Raw genomic sequence first — 17,227 nt, forward strand, 5'->3', positions numbered from 1 at the left:
GTCCGGCGGCGGGAAGGGTCGGCGGCGGGAGGGGGTGGGGACGGCCGATGGGTTGGTGACGGCGGCAAGGGGGCGGCAGTGGCGAGGGGAGCGGTCGGTGGGGGGTCAGCGGTGGGTGCCGGGTGCCGTCGGCAGGACCGTCGCGCGGTAGGCCGCCGGTGTGATGCCGAGGACGCGGCGGAACCAGCGGGTGAGGTGGGCCTGGTCGGCGAAGCCGGCGAGGCCGGCGGCCTCCGCGGGCCGGTGCCCGGCGTCGAGGAGCGTCCGGGCGCGTGCCACGCGGTACTGGGCCAGCCATGCGTACGGCGGCATGCCCATGGTGTCCCGGAAGGCGCGCAGCACCTGGTACCGGGAGAGGCCGAGGCAGGCGGCCAACTCGGCGAGCGAGGGCGGCGCCAGGAACTCGTCGGCGAGCCGGTCCCGGACGGCGAGGGCGATCCGGCCGGCGCCGGGCACCGTGTCGCTCGCGGGGCGCGCGGTGCCGTGCCGCCGGGCGAGGACCGTCAGCAGCCACGGCAGCCGGCACGCGGCCTCCAGCGGCTCGGGGCGGGCGGCGGGCGGGGCGGGTACCACCGGTTCGGCACGTCCGGCGGGCCCGGGGCGTTCGGCCGGCTCGGCGGGTCCGGGGCGTTCGGCCGGCTCAGCGGGTGCGGGGCGTTCGGCGGGTCCGGATAGCCCGGCGGGTCCGGGTGGTCCGGCGCGACCGGGGCGGCTCGCCCCGGGACCGTCACTCAGCTCCGTGTGGGCCGCGCGCAGTGCCGCCGCCAGCTCGGGATCGTCGATGACGGGCTCGCGGAAGTGCGGGAGCCCCCGGGTGCCCTCGGCGAGCAGCGGGAGCGCCGGGTACATGGCCCGGTACGCGTACCCGGTGCCGGCCCCCGGGCGTCCGGTGTGCGCCTCGCCGGGGCCGAGGACCACGATCGAGCCGGGCCCGACGTGCAGTTTCCCACCGCGGTAGTCGATGATCTCGAAGCCGCCGACGCAGACCCCGACGGTGAACTCGGCGTGGCTGTGCGGTGCGTAGCGGTGCCGGTCGAAGCGCGCGGTCAGCAGGTCGAGCACCTGGTCTCCGCCGAGGTCGGCCCTGCTCCACACGGCGTGCTCCCGCCCGCCCCGCCGCGCCGTCTCCCCCGCCCGTCCCACGTGCTCACCTCACCGCTCGCCGCATCCGCCGCCAGGGTGCAACGCCTGGACGGGGGTCCGCCATGCCCGGGGCGGCGGGGGGAGGACGCGCGTAGGGCCACGTCGGCGCGGGCCGGCCGTTCAGAGGAAGTCGGCGGTCTCCAGATGGAAGCCGAAGGGCTCGGGGAGGGCCAGCGCCTTGCCGAACGGAACGGTGCAATGCTGGAGGTAATCAGCCCCCTCGGGCTCGCTGAACAGCGTCACAGAAGTCGCCTCGCGGTCCACGAGGAGGTAGAGCGGAATGGCGCCGCGGGCATAGCAGCGGCGCTTGTCCTCCCGATCGCGTCGCGGCTTCGTGGAGGTGACTTCGACGACCATGGCGAGCCCGTCGGGTGGCATCCACGACTCGTGATTGCGATACGGCCGCTCATGGCGGGGGGCAAAGATGATGTCCGGGATGAGGTGCACACTGGGGTAGCCGCTCGCGCTCGGTAGCTCCAGCCCTTTATGTCCGGCGGACAGCATCCGGGTCCGGGACTGCCTGGCCACCTCGTCCACGATCAGGCCGATGTATTCCTCGCGCTCCCCGTCCGGCGGCGGTGTCACGACGATCTCCCCCTCGATCAGCTCGGCCCGGAAGCCCTCTGGCGTGTCCAGCGCCAGGAAGCCGTCCAGCAGGACCTCCGCCTTCGTGAGCGGTTCGTGCGGCATGGCCGTCATGTCGCGCTCCTTCCCTGGTCGCTCGCCAGACTCGGGCATCGTTGATCAACCGTCCACCGGATCGAGGGGTCTTCCCTCGATCGTGGCACAGGACCGGCGAGCAAGGCCTGCGTATCCGTCGCGTGGCGGCACGGATCCGCCCGCCACGAACCACCCCGTAATCTGGTGCCGGGCCATGCCCCGTACCCGCCCCCGAAACGACCGAGGAGACCCGATCGTGCTCGTGCTGTTGCCGCCGTCCGAAGGGAAGGCCTCCGCGGGGCGGGGGGCACCCGTGGACGTGGCGGGGCTGTCCTTGCCGGGGCTGGGGGCCGCGCGCGGTGAGGTGCTGGACGCGCTGGTGGAGCTCTGCTCAGGGGACGAGGAGAAGGCCCGGGAGGTGCTCGGGCTGAGCGAGGGGCAGCGCGCCGAGGTGGCCAAGAACGCCGAGCTGCGGACCGCGGGCACGCGGCCCGCGGGCGCCCTGTACACGGGCGTCCTCTACGACGCGCTGGACCTGGCGTCGCTCGACGCGGCGGCGAAGCGGCGGGCGGCGCGCTCGCTGCTGGTGTTCTCGGGGCTGTGGGGCGCGGTCCGGGTGACCGACCGCATCCCGCCCTACCGGTGCGCCATGAACGTCAAGCTCCCGGGGCTCGGTGCGCTCGGGGCCCACTGGCGGCCGGTGATGGCCGAGGTGCTGCCCGAGGCCGCGGGCAGCGGCCTGGTGCTCGACCTGCGGTCGTCCGCGTACGCGGCGGCCTGGCGGCCGAAGGGGCAGGTCGCGGAGCGCACGGCGACGGTGCGGGTGCTGCAGTCCGAGATGGTCGACGGGGTGGAACGGCGCTCCGTGGTCAGCCACTTCAACAAGGCCACCAAGGGGCGTCTGGTGCGGAGCCTGCTCGCCTCGGGCGCGGCGCCCGGGACCCCGGCCGGCCTCGTCGAGACGCTGCGGGACCTCGGCTTCACCGTGGAGGTGGCCACGACCGGCGGGGCGGGCCGGCCGTGGGCGCTGGACGTGGTGGTGACGGACCTCCACTGACCCGGGCACGGCGGCCCCGACCCGCGGCCCGTTCCCGGGGCCCGTTCCCGACTCCCCGACCCCGGGCCCGTTCCCAACTCCCGGCCCCCGCCGCTCCCTTGTGCGCGCACGCGCCGTCCTCTACCCTCGTCGCCGGTCGTCGAAGCGCTTCGATCGAACGCCCGCGTCGAACGGCTCCCTGAGGCCCGTTGAGGACGCCCGTCACCTCGGCTGTCTCGCCCTTCCCGCACCGCCACCGCGATCAGGGGGCCACAGAGCCGACTCTCGGGCGCACGCCTTCCCGTCCTTCCCGTCGAAGCGCATCGATTCCCCGCGTCATCCCCCACACCATGGAAAGGGACAACCATGGCACGTCGCACACCGGGCGGGCTCCTGCTCGCCGCCGCCGTCACGGGGGCCGCCTTACTCGGCCTCTCCGTCACCCCCGTCCAGGCCGCCCCCGGCCACGCCGCCCCCGCGCTCGCCGCGGCACACGCGTGGACCTCGTCCGACCAGTGGGGCACCTGGACCACCCCGGACGGCTATACCCTCTACAACAACATCTGGGGCTCCGGCGCGGGCACCCAGACCATCTGGGCCGACTCGTCCAGCACCTGGGGCGTGACGGCGGACCACCCGGCGACCGGCGGGGTGAAGTCGTACCCGAACGCCAAGAAGGTCGTCAACAAGCCGCTGTCCTCGCTCGCCTCGCTCACCAGCAGCTACAACGTCACGGTGCCGTCCGGCGGCTCGTACAACACCTCGTACGACATCTGGGACACCGACTACGACTACGAGATAATGCTCTGGGTCAACTACAACGGCGCCGTGGGCCCGATCGGCAGCCAGCAGGCGACGGTCTCGCTGGGCGGCAGCCAGTGGGCGGTCTACAAGGGCGACAACGGCTCCAACCAGGTCTTCTCATTCCTGCGCACCTCGGACTCCACGTCCGGCACGGTGGACATCCTGCCGATCCTGAAGTGGATCGAGCAGCAGGGCTGGTGGCGCGGCGAGACGATCGGTGACGTGCAGTTCGGCTACGAGATCACCTCGTCGCCCGGCGGCCTCGCCTTCACCACGAACCGGTTCAGCGTGTCGTCGCGCTGACGGGCGCCGCCGGCACCGGCGGGGAACGGTCCCGCCCGCGCCCCGGCTCCGGGCTCCCCGGCCCGGGCGGGCGTGCCTCAGCCGGTGCCGGCCGCGGTGAGCGCCGCCGCGTCCCTGGCGAGGGAGGTGACCCGCGGCCAGTCCCCGGCGGCCACCGCGTCCTTGGGCAGCATCCAGGAACCGCCCACGCAGCGGACGTTCGGCAGCGCCAGGTACTCGGGCGCCGACGCGTGCGTGATGCCGCCGGTCGGGCAGAACCGGGCCGACGGCAGCGGTCCGCCGAGGGACTTCAGGAAGGGCGCGCCGCCCGCGGCCTCCGCCGGGAAGAACTTCATGTCCCGCACCTCGCGGTCCAGCAGCGCCATCACCTCGGAGGCGGTCGAGACCCCCGGCAGGAACGGCGCTCCCGACGCCTCCATCGCGTCCAGCAGCGCCGGTGTGACGCCCGGGCTGACCAGGAAGCGCGCCCCGGCCGCCACCGCCTCGTCCGCGTGCCGGGGAGAGACCACTGTGCCCGCGCCGACCACCGCCTCCGGCACCTCCTCGGCGATGGTCCTGATCGCCCGGAGTGCGACCGGCGTGCGCAGCGTCACCTCGATCGCCGTGAGACCGCCCTCGACCAGCGCCCGCGCCATCGGCACGGCGTCGTCGACGCGGTCCACGACGACGACCGGGATGACGGGGGCGAGATCGAGCACGGAGGGCGGCAGAGAAGTCATGGCCTCATCCTGCCCCCGACCCCGCAGGCACCGCAAAGACCGTTGCAGTTCATGCAATACGACAGGATGACGGTCAAGGCGCACTCCACAGGGCCGCGCGCCGGCGGGGCCCCGCCCACCGGGGCCGCGCCCCGCACAGGCGCCGAGGACGGCGCGCGCGACCACCACGGAACCGCCACGTCGCGACCGGCACAGCGGGGTCGCCCCCGTCGCGCCTCCCCGGGCCGGGCCGACGCGAGGCACCAGGGGCGCCGCCACCAGGTCCGAGCCCGGTCGGGGCGGCCACCGCCCCGCCGGGTACGTTGCGGGTGTCCCACCGCCCCGCCCGCACTGGAGACGCACATGGTCACTCTCGCCGAGGTCGCTCAGCATGCCGGGGTCTCGGCGAGCACGGTGAGCTATGTCCTCAGTGGCAAACGGTCCATCTCGGCGGCCACGCGCGCGAGGGTGGAGCACAGCATCCGGCAGCTCGGATATCACCCGAACGCGGGAGCGCGCGCGCTGGCCAGCAGCCGTTCGAACATCATCGCCCTGATGGTGCCGCTCCGTACCGACGTCTATGTGCCGGTCATGATGGAGATCGCCATCGCGGTCGCCACCACCGCCCGCGCGCACGGCTACGACGTGCTCTTCCTCACCGGCGAGGAGGGCCCGGAGGCGGTGCGGCGGATCACGGGCAGCTCGCTGGCGGACGCGATGGTCCTGATGGACGTGGAACTCCAGGACGAGCGGCTGCCCTCGCTGCGGGAGAGCGGCCGGCCCGCGGTGCTCATCGGGCTGCCCTCCGACACGGAACGGCTGACGTGCGTGGACCTCGACTTCCATGCGACCGGCGCGCTCTGCGTGACCCACCTGGCCGCCCTGGGCCACCGGGAGCTCGCGGTGATCGGCGAGGCGCCGGCGGTGTACGAGCGGCACACCGGCTTCGCCGTGCGGACCCTGGACGGGGTCCGGGCCCGCGCCGGCGAGCTGGGCGTGCGGGTGCTGCACCGGCCGTGCGAGGCCGGGTACGCGGCCATGGCCGCCACGCTGGCCCGGATCTTCGACGAACGGCCCGGCACCAGCGGGTTCATCGTCCAGAACGAGTACGCGGTCGAGCCGCTGCTGACCCTGCTGCGGCAGCGGGGCCGTGCGGTGCCCGAGGACGTGTCGGTGGTGGCCGTCTGCCCCGAGCAGGTGGCGGTGCAGGCGTCGGTCCGGCTCACCTCGGTCGCCATCCCCGCCCAGGAGATGGGCCGGCGGGCGGTCGAGCTGGTGGTGGCCAAGCTGGCCGGCGAGCCCGTGGACGAGATCACCCTGCTGGCCCCGGAGCTGACCGTCAGGGCCAGTTCGGGGCCGGTGGGGGATGACGGGGACGGGCTGGGCGCCGGCGACTGAGACCTGTCAGGCCTGGCGGACGTCCCGTCAGGCCCCGGCGGACGCCCGGTCAGGTACTGGCGGGCGTCCGGTCGGGTCCTGGCGGACGCGCGGTCAGGCACTGGCGGGCGTCCCGTCGGGTCCTAGCGGAGGTGCGAGGTGTCGTTGAACAGGCGCAGGCTGCTGTTCCCGTCCGCGTAGTAGGCGATAGCGGTCAGGGAGGCCGCGGAGAGTTCCATGCGGAACACGGCCTCGGACGGGGCGCCCAGGGCGAGCCGTACCAGGGTCTTGACCGGGGTCACATGGCTGACCAGCAGCACCGTGCGGCCCGCGTACGCGGCGAGCAGCTTGTCCCGGGCCGCGGCCACGCGGTGGGCGACGTCCTCGAAGCTCTCGCCGCCGCCGGTCGGGGCCGCGGCCGGCGAGGCCAGCCAGGCGTCCAGGTCGGCGGGGTACCGCTCGCGGACCTCGGCGAAGGTCAGGCCCTCCCAGTCCGCGAAGTCCGTCTCGCGCAGGCCGTCCTCGACGGTGACCGGGAGGTCGAGCCGGGCGGCGATGGCGGCGGCGGTCTCGCGGCACCGCCTCATGGGCGAGCTGACGATGGCCTGGACGGTGCCGCGGGCCCCCAGCGCCTCGGCGGCACGCTCGGCCTGCGCCCGGCCCGCCGGGGACAGGGCGGGGTCGGTGCCGGTGCTGCCGGAGAAGCGCTTCTGAGGCGTCAGGTGGGTCTCGCCGTGCCGCAGCAGGACGAAGGTGGCCGGTGCGCCGAGGTCCGCGGGCGCCCACCCCACGGACGGCGTCGCCGCGGGGCCCGCGGTCTCCCGGCCACGCTCCGCGACGCTGCGCGCCGCACGCTCGTCGGCGGCCCTCGCGTCCGCTCCGCCGGTCTCGGCCGCCGCGGCGGTCGGGTCCGAACCGGCCGCGCCGCCGAACCCGGCGGCGGGCGGCGTGCCGGGCGTGCCGCCACCGGGGGCCGAGGCACCGTCAGTAGGGCGCTCCGCGCGGCGGGTCGCGGAGCGGGACGACGAGATGGCGGCGCGGGCCCGGGCGGCGCCGGCCGCCGCGTCGCCGGGCGGGGCCGCGGGTGCCGCCGGCGGCGCCGGGGCCGCCGCCCTGGGTGCCCAGGGCCTGCCCTGCTTGCCCGCGTCCATCGCCTCGTTGGCCAGCCGGTCCGCGCGCTTGTTCCGCTCCCGCGGCACCCACTCGTAGGTGACCTGTCCGGGCGGGAACACCGCGGCGGCCCGCGCCGCGAGCGGCTTCATGTCGGGGTGCTTGATCTTCCAACGGCCGGACATCTGCTCGACGACCAGCTTGGAGTCCATCCGGACGTGCACCCGCGCCGCGGGGTCGATGGCGTGCGCGGCCCGCAGCCCGGCCAGCAGGCCCTTGTACTCGGCGACGTTGTTGGTGGCCACCCCGATGTACTCGGCGGTCTCGGCCAGCAGGTCCCCGGTGACGGCGTCGGCGACCACGGCGCCGTACCCGGCGGGCCCCGGGTTGCCCCGGGAGCCGCCGTCGGCCTCGACGATGAGCTCTCGCATATCAGACCTCCGGGCCGCTCAGAGGCCGGACTCGGCGGTACGGACCAGGATGCGGCGGCAGTTCTCGCAGCGCAGCACCGTGTCAGGGGCGGCGTCGCGGACCTCGTTCAGCTCGGTGATGTTCAGCTCCAGGCGGCAGCCCTCGCAGCGCCGCTGGTACAGCTTGGCCGCGCCGATGCCGCCCTGCTGCTCGCGCAGCTTCTCGTAGAGCGCCAGCAGGTCGGTGGGGACGGACCCCGCGACCACCTCGCGCTCCTTGGTGACGGACGCGGCCTCGGTGTCCAGCTGCTCCTGCGCGGTGTCGCGGCGGGCGGCGGCGTCGTCGATCCTCGCCTGCACCGAGGCGCTGCGCTCGGTCAGCTCCGCGACCCGCGCCTGCGCGGACTCACGGCGCTCCATGACGTCCAGGACGACGTCCTCCAGGTCGCTCTGCCGCCTGGCGAGCGACGCGATCTCGTGCTGGAGGTTCTCCAGGTCCTTCGGGGAGGTGACGGCGCCGGAGTCCATCCGCTGCTGGTCGCGGGCGGCGCGCTGGCGCACCTGGTCGACGTCCTGCTCGGCCTTGGTCTGCTCGCGGGCGCAGTCGCTCTCCTCGGTCTGCGCCGCGATCAGCAGGTCGCGCACCTGCGCGAGGTCCTTCTGCAGCGTCTCCAGCTCGGCGAGCTCGGGCAGCGACTTCCTCCGGTGCGCCAGCTGCTGGAGGCGCGTGTCGAGTGCCTGGACGTCGAGGAGTCGGATCTGGTCGGCGGGCTCGGCTTTCAGTTGGGGGCTCCAGATGCATCGTCGGAAGCGGCGGCGGCGACGGCCGCGCCGGGGACAGGGACGGACTCCTCGGGCAGGGCGAGCGCCTGGGCGGCGTGCGCGGTCCAGGGGTCCGTGACGGTGGATGAGACGTGCGTGCGCAGGCCCCAGCCGCGCTGCTCGGAGACCGTGTCGAGCTGGGCGGCGGCCACCTGGCACCAGGGCCACTCGGTGGCCCAGTGGGCGGCGTCGAGCAGCGCGGGCGGGCCCTGCTCGCGGGCCTCGGACACCGGGTGGTGGCGCAGGTCGGCGGTGAGGAAGGCGTCCACGCCCGCGGCCCGTACCTCGTCGAAGAGGCCGTCACCCGAGCCGCCGCTGACCGCGACCGTGCGCACCGGGGCGTCCGGGTCGCCGGAGACGCGGATGCCCTGGGCGGTGGCGGGCAGTCTGGCCGCGGCCAGCGCGGCGAACTCGCGCACGGTGAGCGCGGGCTCGACCGCGCAGATCCGGCCGAGGCCCCGGCGGGCGCCCGGGTCGGTGGGGTCGGGCACCAGCGGTCCGGTGATCCGCAGGCCGAGGGCGCCGGCGAGGGCGTCGGAGACACCCGGGTCGGCGCGGTCGGCGTTGGTGTGGGCGACGTGCAGGGCGATGTCGTTCTTGATCAGGGTGTGCACCACGCGGCCCTTGAAGGTGCCCGCGTAGACGGTGCTCGTGCCGCGCAGGTACAGCGGGTGGTGCGTGACGAGAAGGTCGGCGCCGAGGTGTACCGCCTCGTCGGCGATCTCCTGGACGGGGTCGACGGCGAACAGGACCCGGGAGACGGGTGCGTCGGGGTCGCCGCAGACCGTGCCGACCGCGTCCCACTTCTCCGCGTGCTCTGTGGGCCACAGCGTGTCGAGTGCGGTGAGGACTTCAGACAGACGGGGCACGGGTCACAGGCTACCTGGCCGGTCGTGGGGGCGGGGTGGGGCGGGGCTGGGCCGGGCTGCCGCGGGCGGCCCCGGCGTCGTTGTGCCGGGCCGCCCGCCCAGCCCCTTCCGGTCTGTCCCCGGGCCACCTGCCGGTGGGGGCTTGGCGCGCAGGTCCCCGCGCCCCTCGTGGCGGCGGCCCGCACGCCTGCGCGCCGCGTACGGTCCCGGCCCGGCCACTCGCCCAGCCCCCTGCGGTCGTTTCCCGGCCACCCGCCGGTGGGGGCTTGGCGCGCGGTTCCCCGCGCCCCTTGCGGGGCGGCCCGCACGTCCGCGTGCCGTGTGCGGTTTCTCCCGGGCCATGGGCCGGTGCAGCACAGGTGGTGGGGTGTTCGTGGGGGAACGGGGCGAGTGCCACCCGTCTGTGTGAAAGGGGGGTGGGCGCCCAGGGCGGCGGGGGCCAGAAAAACGTAGCTTCTGTCACCGGAGGTGACCGAGCAATGACTGTCTGTGCCATCGAGGCCTCGGCGGGGAGCGACGACAAACCGTTCCGCCGGCCGTCCGTGGAGTGCACGCTCTCCGCGGACGGGACCTATGCGGCGCGGCTCGTACGGGGCGGACCCGTGCGGGACCGGTTCCAGCGGATCGAGGTCGCGCGGGACGGATGCACGCGCGGCGGACCGGAGCGGGACGCGACCGCCCCGGACGAGCGGGCGCCCGGCGGGGGCGCGGCCGGCGAGGAGGCCGGCCCGTACTGGTTCCCGGAGCGCTGGACGCTGGACGGGCCCGAGCCCTACCGGGTGGCGCTGCCCGCCCGGCGCCCCGAGCAGCGGAGCAGCGAGGTGCTGCCGATGGGCGACGGCCGGGTGCTCATCCACCGCACCCACGGCCACCGCCACGTCTTCGCCCTGCTGCACCCCACCAGCCCCGGCACCCGCGAGATCCCGCTGGGCTCGATGGACTGCCCGGTCGCCCCGGACGACCCCGGGGACCGGGACTGTCCGGCGGTCCGGCTGCTGCCGCCGCCGCCCGGCGGGCGGCGCGCGTACGCCCTGGCCGTCGGGGCCCGGTCGACCGCCGTCTGGCTGGTGGCGGGCGGCTTCTCGTCGCCCCGGGCGGTCGCCGAGCTGCCCGGCCGCTGCACCGGCGGCGCCTGGCTGGAGCGCACCGGCCGGCTGCTCGCCGTCGACCAGGAGCACCAGGGGCGGACGAAGACGGTGACGGTGGACCTCGGCCGCGGTGGCTCGGTGTCGCCGCTGCTGGAGATCACCGAGGACAGCACCGACCGGCTGCTGCTCGCCGACCCCGACAGCGGGCTGCTGCTGATCCGCTCGGACGCGCCGTCCCCGGGGCACGAGCGGCTGGCCTGGGGCGTGCTGGGCGGCACGCTCCCGGTGCGCTTCCCGGAGTGCCTGCGGCTGCCGGACTGCGCGATCACGCCGTTCGCGATCCAGCCGGGGCAGGCGCTGACCCCGGAGCGGTGTGCCGTGGCGCTGCGCATCGACGGCGCCGCGGGCACCTGGCTCGGCATGTGGCGCCCTGCCGAGCGCACCCTGCACCACCTCCCGGCGCCCGAGGGGTGGCTGACCGGCTGTGGGGCGTGGACCCGCGAGGGCATGCTGCACCTGCCGTACGCGACGAGGAACGTGCCGTGCGGGCTGGCCCGGCTGCCCGCGCCCCCGCAGGGCTCCGGCCCCGGCCGGCCGCCGGCCCGTGCGGGTCGCGGGACGGCGGCCGGGACGAGGACGGGGGCTCGGGCCGTGGCCGGGGCGTCGTGGGTGCGGGCCGTGGCCGCCGCGTCGTCGGAGGGCCGCCACGCGTCCGCGGTGGGCGGGCCCGGTCCGGTGCCCGCGGCCGTCCCGGTGCCCACGGGCGGTCCCGTGCTCGCGGGCGGTCCCGTGCCCGGCGGGGCCGTACCCGCGGGTGCCGTGTCCCAGGGCGTCTTCCGGCCCGTTCCGTTGCAGGAGGCGCCTTTGCAGAACGCACCTTTGCAGGAGGCCCCTCTCATCGGTCGGAGGGCCGCCGGTTAGACTCACCCGGCTACACCGTAGGGATCTTGTTTGACGGGGTGAACCTTCCGATGACCGAAGCCAGTACGGACGCCACTTCCCGGCCGACGGCCTGGCCCCGCGAGGCCGAGCAGCCGACCGGGCCGGGCAAGCATCGTGGGCAGGTGTCCGCGCACGACGAGGAGACGGCCCCTCGGGGCCGTCATCGCAAACCGTCCGGATCGGCGGATGCGGCGCACGCGGCCTGACGTCCGTCCACAGCGCGAGGCCCGGCACCATGCGTTTGGTGCCGGGCCTCCGGGTTTCGGCGCCCCCGCCGTGGGGGCCGTCGGGGACCGGCTGACCGCCGGTGGCCGGTTCTTCGCGCAGTTCCCCGCGCCCCTTTCGCACGCGCCTGCGGCGCCCCGGTCCGGGGGCGGTTCCCGTCGTGATCCACCAGCGGCCGGTGGGTGGTTGCTCGCGCAGTTCCCCGCGCCCCTTCCAACGGCGCCTACGGCGCCCCCCGGGGGCAGTCCCGCCATCGACCCACCAGCGGCCCGTGGGTGGTTGCTCGCGCAGTTCCCCGCGCCCCTTTCGCACGCGCCTGCGGCGCCCCGGTCCGGGGGCGGTCCCCGTCGTGATCCACCAGCGGCCGGTGGGTGGTTGCTCGCGCAGTTCCCCGCGCCCCTTCCAACGGCGCCTACGGCGCCCCCCGGGGGCAGTCCCGCCATCGACCCACCAGCGGCCCGTGGGTGGTTGCTCGCGCAGTTCCCCGCGCCCCTTCCAACGGCGCCTACGGCGCCCCCCGGGGGCAGTCCCGCCATCGACCCACCAGCGGCCCGTGGGTGGTTGCTCGCGCAGTTCCCCGCGCCCCTTCCAACGGCGCCTACGGCGCCCCCCGGGGGCAGTCCCGCCATCGACCCACCAGCAGCCCGTCCGTGGTTGCTCGCGCCGTTCACCGTGGGTCTGGTGGGTGTGGCCTTGCCTCGGGGGTGTTGGGACATTTGTCCTGGGGGAAATGGTACGTGCGCTTCTGGTGGGCGTGGGTGTGGGATTTCTAGGGTCGTGGCCATGGATATGACATCTGGCACCGCCGCCACGGGCCCCGGGGGCGTGGCGTGGGCGGTGTCCTTCACGGGGGCGGTCAAGGCCTTCGGCGCCGTACGGGCCGTCGACGGCGTCGACCTGGAGATCGCACGCGGGGAGTGCGTGGCACTGCTCGGACGCAACGGCGCCGGCAAGTCCACCGCCATCTCGCTGCTGCTGGGCCTGAACGAACCGGACGCCGGCACCGTGCGCCTCTTCGGCGAGCGGCCCGAGCGTGCCGTGCAGTCCGGAATGGTGGGGGCGATGCTGCAGGAGGGGCGGCCGGTGCGCCGCGTCACCGTGCGGGAGCTGGTCACCTTCGTGGGCCGGCGGTACCCGGCGCCGATGCCGGTCGCCGAGGCCCTGGAGCTCGCGGGCATCACCGAGCTGGCCGGGCGCCGCGTGGACCGCCTGTCGGGCGGTCAGACGCAGCGCGTCCGGTTCGCCGTGGCGCTGGTCGGCGATCCCGCGCTGATCGTGCTCGACGAGCCGACGGCCGCGCTGGACGTGGCGGCGAGGCGGGCGTTCTGGGCGTCGATGCGGGCCTACGCGCGGCGCGGCCACACCGTGCTCTTCTCCACGCACTACCTTCAGGAGGCCGACGAGCACGCCGACCGGATCGTGGTCATCGACCACGGCCGGATCGTCGCGGACGGCAGCGGCGACGAGCTGAAGCGGGCCGCGGGCGGCAACCTCGTCTCGTTCGACCTGGCGGGCCGTGGCACCCGGGGCCTGACCGGGCTGCCGGGCGTGACCGCGGTGGAGGTCCGCGGGGACCGGGCGCACCTGCGCTCCACGGACTCGGACGCCACGGTGATCGCGCTGGCCGAGCGCGGCGCGATACGCGGCCTGGAGGTCACCGCCGCATCGCTGGAGACCGCGTTCCTGGCGCTGACGTCGTCCGGGTCCGGTGACACGCGGGCCCACGCCGGGGACGGCGCGGACGCGGAGGATCCGGGTCCGGGCCGGACGGCCGGGGAGCAGCCCACCGGACAACCGGCGGACGCTGTGGCGAGGGAGACGGTGTGATGCTCGACTACCTGGTCCTCGAGGTGCGCAGGACGCTGCGCGACACCGGCTTCGTGATCTTCGGCATCGGGATGCCGGTCCTGATGTACCTGCTCTTCACCAACATCGGCGACGGCGCCGACGGCACCTTCAAGACGGCCTCGATGGTGGGCATGGCGGCGTACGGAGCGCTGGGCTCCGCGCTGAGCACCGGCACCGGCGTCGCCGAGGACAAGTCGATCGGGTGGCTGCGGCAGTTGCGGGTCACGCCGATGCGCCCGCGGAGCGTGGTGATCGGGCGGGCGCTGACCGGCTCGGTGATCGTGCTGCCCGCGATCGTCGCGGTGCTGCTGGCGGGCGGCCTGGTCAACGGGGTGCGCCTGGCGGCCTGGCAGTGGGTGCTGGTCACCGTGCTGCTGTGGCTGGGCGCGTTCCCGTTCACCCTCCTCGGGATCGGCAACGGCTACCGGCTCACCGCACAGACCACCGGCGTGGTGAACGTGGCGTGCAACCTGGGCCTGTCCATCGTGGGCGGCCTGTGGTTCCCGGTGGACCTGTTCCCCGGCTGGCTGCGCGCGCTGTCGTCGTACACCCCGACCAACCGGTTCGCGGCGCTCGGCGTGTCGGCGACGGACGGGACCCCGCCCTCGGCCGGCACGGTCGCGGTGCTGGCCCTCTGGCTGCTGGCCTTCGGCTCGTACGCTGTGTTCGCATACCGCAAGTCCGCCCGCACGGTGTGACCGCCGGGCCCGGCCGGGCGGCCCGCCCCGACGGCAGCGCCCCACCGGCGCGGCGGACGCCGGGGGCCCTGCCCGGCACCATGTCCCGCCCCGGCCCGGCACCACGCCGTACCCGGCTCGACCGGCGCTCACCACGTCCTGCCCCTGCCCGGGGCACGCGCCCGATCCCAGCGGCGTCACAGGAGGCCCCATGTCCCCCGAGAACGACCTGACCGCCTCCGCCTGCCCGGTCACGGACGAGGCCGACGAGGGCGGGTGGCTGGCGCGGCGCCGGCGGCGCCGGGCGCGGCGGGCCGAGCACATCGGCCCGCCGAACGGGTTCGCGCTGCTGCCGTGGCTGCTGATGGGACTGGGCTCGGTGTCCCACCTGGTCCAGGGCAAGACCCCTGAGCCGTGGATCGGCGGGCTGGGCCTGCTGATCTTCAACTCGCTCTACGTCTCGGTGGTCTTCCGTGCCTTCGACCAGGCCAAGCGCGAGGCGCGGTCCACCCGCTGGCTGTTGGTCGCGATGGCCGTGGTCGCCTTCGGGCTCGCCGGGGCCTACGGCGGCACATGGCTGGTGTTCTGCCCGCTGTTCGCGCTGGCCGTCGGCGCGGTGCTGCGGGGCCGACCGCTGGGGCGCGTGATGTTCGTCACCACCGCACTCGCCGGCCTGACCGCGGGCGCCAGGATCGGCGGCTGGGACGCGGTCGCCTTCGCCTACGGAACGTTCATCTCCGGCATGGTGACCGCGGCGATCCTGGCGCTCTCCGAGACCGTCAAGGAACTGCGGGCCACCCGCGAGGAGCTGGCCCGCGGCGCGGTGGAGCGCGAGCGGCTGCGGTTCTCCCGTGACCTGCACGACCTGCTGGGCCACACGCTCTCGGTGGTGGTGGTCAAGGCGGAGGCCGTGCGGCGACTCGCACCGCGCGACCTCGACGCGGCGCTCGCGCAGGTCACCGACATCGAGTCGGTGGGCCGCCAGGCCCTCACGGAGATCCGCGAGGCCGTCACCGGCTACCGGGAGGGGAGCCTCACCACCGAGCTGGACCGGGCGCGCTCCGCGCTGACGGCGGCGGGCGTCGAGGCGGTGGTGCGCCGGTCGGGCCCGCCGCTCACCGCCCAGCAGGAGGCGCTGCTCGGCTGGGTGGTCCGCGAGGCGGTCACGAACGTGGTCAGGCACAGCGGTGCGGGCCGCTGCGAGATCACCGTGGCCGGCAGCGCGGAGCGGGTGGGTCTGCGGGTCCTGGACGACGGCCGGGGCGGGGCGGCCGGCGCCGGGCGGGACACCGTGGACACCGTGGACACGGCGGACGTGGTGGACGGCCGGGCGGTCGGCGGCACCGGGCTGAAGGGGCTCACCGAGCGGCTGGCCGCCGCGGGCGGCTCCCTGACCGCGGGCCCGGGGCCGCGCGGTGGGTTCCTGGTGTCCGCCGAACTCCCCGTGGAGCCGGCGCCGGAGGACACGGCGCCCAAGGTCGGCCCGGCCGCGGGCGTCACGGCCGCCCGGACCGCCTCGGGGGCGTAGCAGGCGGACGCGGCTGACACGAGTGACGAGGGTGACAGGGATGACGGCTGTGACAGGGGTGACGGGGGGTGCGGGCCGGCGCGACCGCCGCAACCGACGGCGCAACCGACGCGACCAGCACGACCGGCGGCGGGGTCGCCGCCGGGCGGGATCCGGGGGCCGGTGTCATCCTGAGGCCGTGAGCGCACCGCGCACCTCCCGGCCGCTCCGGCCGCGTCGGCCGCGGCGCCCGCGCCGGCCGGGGCAGCCGTCGGCCGGGCGCCGGATCGGCGTCCTGCTCCGCTTCCCGGCCGGCATCGCCCTGGTCACCTGGCGGTACGTCTGGCGGGTCACGGCACTGCACCGCTCCGAGTGCGTGGGCGACCGCACCGACCTGCCGCCGCCACTGCCCCCGGCGCTGGTGGACGAGCGCAGCAAGCCGCTGGCCGACGGCGCGGGTCCGATGTTCCACCGGCGGTTCTCGGTGCGCATCCTGGGCAGCCGGATGACGCCCGAGTCGCTGATGTCCGCCGTGGCGGTGGACGTGAACCGCGCCGCGCCCTCGGCCGCCGCCGTCTTCCACAAGACGGCGGGCGTGCCCGGCAGCGCCGAGATCGCCGACGAGTACCGGGTACAGATGCCGGGGCCCTGGGACGGCCCGGTGCGGGTGGTGCACCGGGACGCCACCTCGCTGCGGTTCGCGACGCTCCAGGGGCACCTGGAGGCCGGACAGATCGAGTTCCGCACCGCCGGCGACGGCGAGGCGCTGCTCTTCGAGGTGGAGACGTGGGCGCGCGGCGGCGACCGGTGGGCGGACCTGCTGTACAGCAGGCTGCGGATGGCCAAGGAGATCCAGTTCAACATGTGGGTGCACTTCTGCCTGCGGGTCGCCCGGTTCTCCGGGGGCCGCACCCGGGGCGGGGTCACCGTCGTCACGCGTGCCGTCCCCGAGCCGCTCTGCCTCGCCACGCCGGGCTGCTGAACGGCAGGGCGGGGGCGACGGCGAGGCTCTCGTCGCCGGGCACCGTCTCCACCGGGACGGGCGGCGCACCGTGCAGTTCGGCGTCGACCAGCCGGGTGAGGCGGCGCCCCGCCGCGCGCAGGAACCGGTGCTGGGTGGCCCTGCCGAACAGCAGGAAGCCGAACCTGACGAGCGGGTTCGGGATCGGGGCGCGGCGTGAGCGGCCCGTGATGCGGAACTCGACCTCGCCGGTCGCCAGGTGCTTGACGACCAGACAGGTGAGCTCGCCCTCCTCCAGGTGGCCCCGGAGGGTCCGGTACCGCCAGCCCCAGACGCGCCGGGCCGCCGTGCCGGTGCCGAAGGTACCGTCGACCACCGACGTGACCCGGACGCCCATGTCGAAGCGGAGCCCGAGGAAGCGGCCCTCCAGCAGCATGTCCCGGCCGGGCAGCGGGGCACCGGGCCGGTACAGGGCGCGCAGGATACGCGGATCGGCGAACTGGTAGTCGCGCACCAGGCGGCGGGCGATCTGCCAGGCGCCGCCGGGAACGGGGGCGCCCGGCGGCTCCCGGGCCACCGTGCAGCGCAGCTCGTCCAGGCTCCAGCCCGCGTTCCAGGCCGGCGGGGACCCGGGCACGGGCGTGTAGGTGACGTCGAGCCGGGCCAGGGCGTCCAGGGCCCGCGCCGCACCGGCGCGGTACAGACGGTGTTCACGCGGCATCCGGCCGCCCCCTCGCCGGCGTCCCG

General features: G+C 75.4%; 15 protein-coding genes. 8 read left to right on the forward strand and 7 right to left on the reverse strand.

The genetic code is table 11. The features are described from left to right. Positions 1-105: 105 nt before the first annotated feature. The gene (locus ACSMXW_RS07520) at positions 106-1,062 is read right to left on the reverse strand and encodes an AraC family transcriptional regulator (RefSeq protein WP_485807877.1); all 957 of its coding nucleotides are present in this window, start codon (positions 1,060-1,062) and stop codon (positions 106-108) included. A gap of 201 nt (positions 1,063-1,263) precedes the next feature. Further along, positions 1,264-1,833: a Uma2 family endonuclease gene (locus tag ACSMXW_RS07525; RefSeq protein ID WP_485807878.1), complete on the reverse strand. Its 570-nt coding sequence runs from the start codon at positions 1,831-1,833 to the stop codon at positions 1,264-1,266. Between the two features lie 226 nt (positions 1,834-2,059). Between ACSMXW_RS07525 and yaaA the strand changes: the two genes are divergently transcribed. Continuing rightward, positions 2,060-2,860 carry a peroxide stress protein YaaA gene (gene yaaA, locus ACSMXW_RS07530; RefSeq protein WP_485804690.1) on the forward strand — a complete coding sequence of 267 codons (801 nt, stop codon included), beginning with the start codon at positions 2,060-2,062 and terminating at the stop codon, positions 2,858-2,860. Positions 2,861-3,205: 345 nt separating this feature from the next. After that, on the forward strand, positions 3,206-3,946 hold the full coding sequence (locus ACSMXW_RS07535) for a GH12 family glycosyl hydrolase domain-containing protein (RefSeq protein WP_485804691.1): 741 nt from the start codon (positions 3,206-3,208) through the stop codon (positions 3,944-3,946). Between the two features lie 77 nt (positions 3,947-4,023). Here ACSMXW_RS07535 and eda read toward each other — a convergent pair whose 3' ends face one another. Continuing rightward, positions 4,024-4,665, reverse strand: coding sequence for a bifunctional 4-hydroxy-2-oxoglutarate aldolase/2-dehydro-3-deoxy-phosphogluconate aldolase (gene eda / locus ACSMXW_RS07540; RefSeq protein ID WP_485804692.1), 642 nt, complete (start codon positions 4,663-4,665; stop codon positions 4,024-4,026). Positions 4,666-5,007: 342 nt separating this feature from the next. Here eda and ACSMXW_RS07545 point away from each other — a divergent pair, with 342 nt between their 5' ends. Then, complete coding sequence (locus tag ACSMXW_RS07545) at positions 5,008-6,042, forward strand: LacI family DNA-binding transcriptional regulator (protein ID WP_485804693.1); 1,035 nt, start codon at positions 5,008-5,010, stop codon at positions 6,040-6,042. A 122-nt stretch (positions 6,043-6,164) separates the two neighbouring features. Here ACSMXW_RS07545 and ACSMXW_RS07550 read toward each other — a convergent pair whose 3' ends face one another. The 3 genes from ACSMXW_RS07550 to ACSMXW_RS07560 are packed head-to-tail and all read right to left on the reverse strand — an operon-like array spanning position 6,165 to position 9,232. Further along, complete coding sequence (locus tag ACSMXW_RS07550) at positions 6,165-7,562, reverse strand: bifunctional RNase H/acid phosphatase (RefSeq protein WP_485804694.1); 1,398 nt, start codon at positions 7,560-7,562, stop codon at positions 6,165-6,167. Between the two features lie 18 nt (positions 7,563-7,580). After that, entirely contained in the window at positions 7,581-8,324 is a 744-nt protein-coding gene (locus ACSMXW_RS07555) for a zinc ribbon domain-containing protein (RefSeq protein WP_485807880.1), read from the reverse strand. Continuing rightward, on the reverse strand, positions 8,321-9,232 hold the full coding sequence (locus ACSMXW_RS07560) for a Nif3-like dinuclear metal center hexameric protein (RefSeq protein WP_485804695.1): 912 nt from the start codon (positions 9,230-9,232) through the stop codon (positions 8,321-8,323). Before ACSMXW_RS07560 ends, ACSMXW_RS07555 begins: the two co-directional genes overlap by 4 nt. A 479-nt stretch (positions 9,233-9,711) precedes the next feature. Here ACSMXW_RS07560 and ACSMXW_RS07565 point away from each other — a divergent pair, with 479 nt between their 5' ends. The 5 genes from ACSMXW_RS07565 to ACSMXW_RS07585 all read left to right on the forward strand — a co-directional run bounded on the left by ACSMXW_RS07565 (position 9,712) and on the right by ACSMXW_RS07585 (position 16,501). Beyond that, complete coding sequence (locus ACSMXW_RS07565; RefSeq protein WP_485804696.1) at positions 9,712-11,241, forward strand: hypothetical protein; 1,530 nt, start codon at positions 9,712-9,714, stop codon at positions 11,239-11,241. Positions 11,242-12,270: 1,029 nt separating this feature from the next. Next, the gene (locus ACSMXW_RS07570; RefSeq protein ID WP_485804697.1) at positions 12,271-13,314 is read left to right on the forward strand and encodes an ABC transporter ATP-binding protein; all 1,044 of its coding nucleotides are present in this window, start codon (positions 12,271-12,273) and stop codon (positions 13,312-13,314) included. After that, entirely contained in the window at positions 13,314-14,033 is a 720-nt protein-coding gene (locus tag ACSMXW_RS07575; RefSeq protein WP_485804698.1) for an ABC transporter permease, read from the forward strand. Before ACSMXW_RS07570 ends, ACSMXW_RS07575 begins: the two co-directional genes overlap by 1 nt. 190 nt (positions 14,034-14,223) lie before the next feature. Then, the gene (locus tag ACSMXW_RS07580; RefSeq protein ID WP_485804699.1) at positions 14,224-15,540 is read left to right on the forward strand and encodes a sensor histidine kinase; all 1,317 of its coding nucleotides are present in this window, start codon (positions 14,224-14,226) and stop codon (positions 15,538-15,540) included. Between the two features lie 178 nt (positions 15,541-15,718). Further along, a complete protein-coding gene (locus ACSMXW_RS07585; protein ID WP_485804700.1) occupies positions 15,719-16,501 on the forward strand; it encodes a DUF1990 family protein in 783 nt (260 codons plus the stop codon). On the opposite strand, the gene ACSMXW_RS07590 is transcribed toward ACSMXW_RS07585, so the two are convergent. Then, positions 16,452-17,201 (reverse strand): DUF1990 family protein, encoded by a 750-nt coding sequence (locus ACSMXW_RS07590; protein ID WP_485804701.1) that lies wholly within the window; start codon positions 17,199-17,201, stop codon positions 16,452-16,454. The genes ACSMXW_RS07585 and ACSMXW_RS07590 overlap by 50 nt on opposite strands. Positions 17,202-17,227: the final 26 nt, after the last annotated feature.

This window comes from Streptomyces sp. DSM 116793, assembly GCF_057320905.1.

Coding starts and splice junctions, on each gene's coding strand:
- ACSMXW_RS07525 (WP_485807878.1), bottom strand. CDS start 1,833: ATGCCGCACGAACCGCTCACGAAGGCGGAGGTCCTGCTGGACGGCTTC.
- ACSMXW_RS07535 (WP_485804691.1), top strand. CDS start 3,206: ATGGCACGTCGCACACCGGGCGGGCTCCTGCTCGCCGCCGCCGTCACG.
- eda (WP_485804692.1), bottom strand. CDS start 4,665: ATGACTTCTCTGCCGCCCTCCGTGCTCGATCTCGCCCCCGTCATCCCG.
- ACSMXW_RS07545 (WP_485804693.1), top strand. CDS start 5,008: ATGGTCACTCTCGCCGAGGTCGCTCAGCATGCCGGGGTCTCGGCGAGC.
- ACSMXW_RS07550 (WP_485804694.1), bottom strand. CDS start 7,562: ATGCGAGAGCTCATCGTCGAGGCCGACGGCGGCTCCCGGGGCAACCCG.
- ACSMXW_RS07565 (WP_485804696.1), top strand. CDS start 9,712: ATGACTGTCTGTGCCATCGAGGCCTCGGCGGGGAGCGACGACAAACCG.
- ACSMXW_RS07570 (WP_485804697.1), top strand. CDS start 12,271: ATGGATATGACATCTGGCACCGCCGCCACGGGCCCCGGGGGCGTGGCG.
- ACSMXW_RS07575 (WP_485804698.1), top strand. CDS start 13,314: ATGCTCGACTACCTGGTCCTCGAGGTGCGCAGGACGCTGCGCGACACC.
- ACSMXW_RS07580 (WP_485804699.1), top strand. CDS start 14,224: ATGTCCCCCGAGAACGACCTGACCGCCTCCGCCTGCCCGGTCACGGAC.
- ACSMXW_RS07590 (WP_485804701.1), bottom strand. CDS start 17,201: ATGCCGCGTGAACACCGTCTGTACCGCGCCGGTGCGGCGCGGGCCCTG.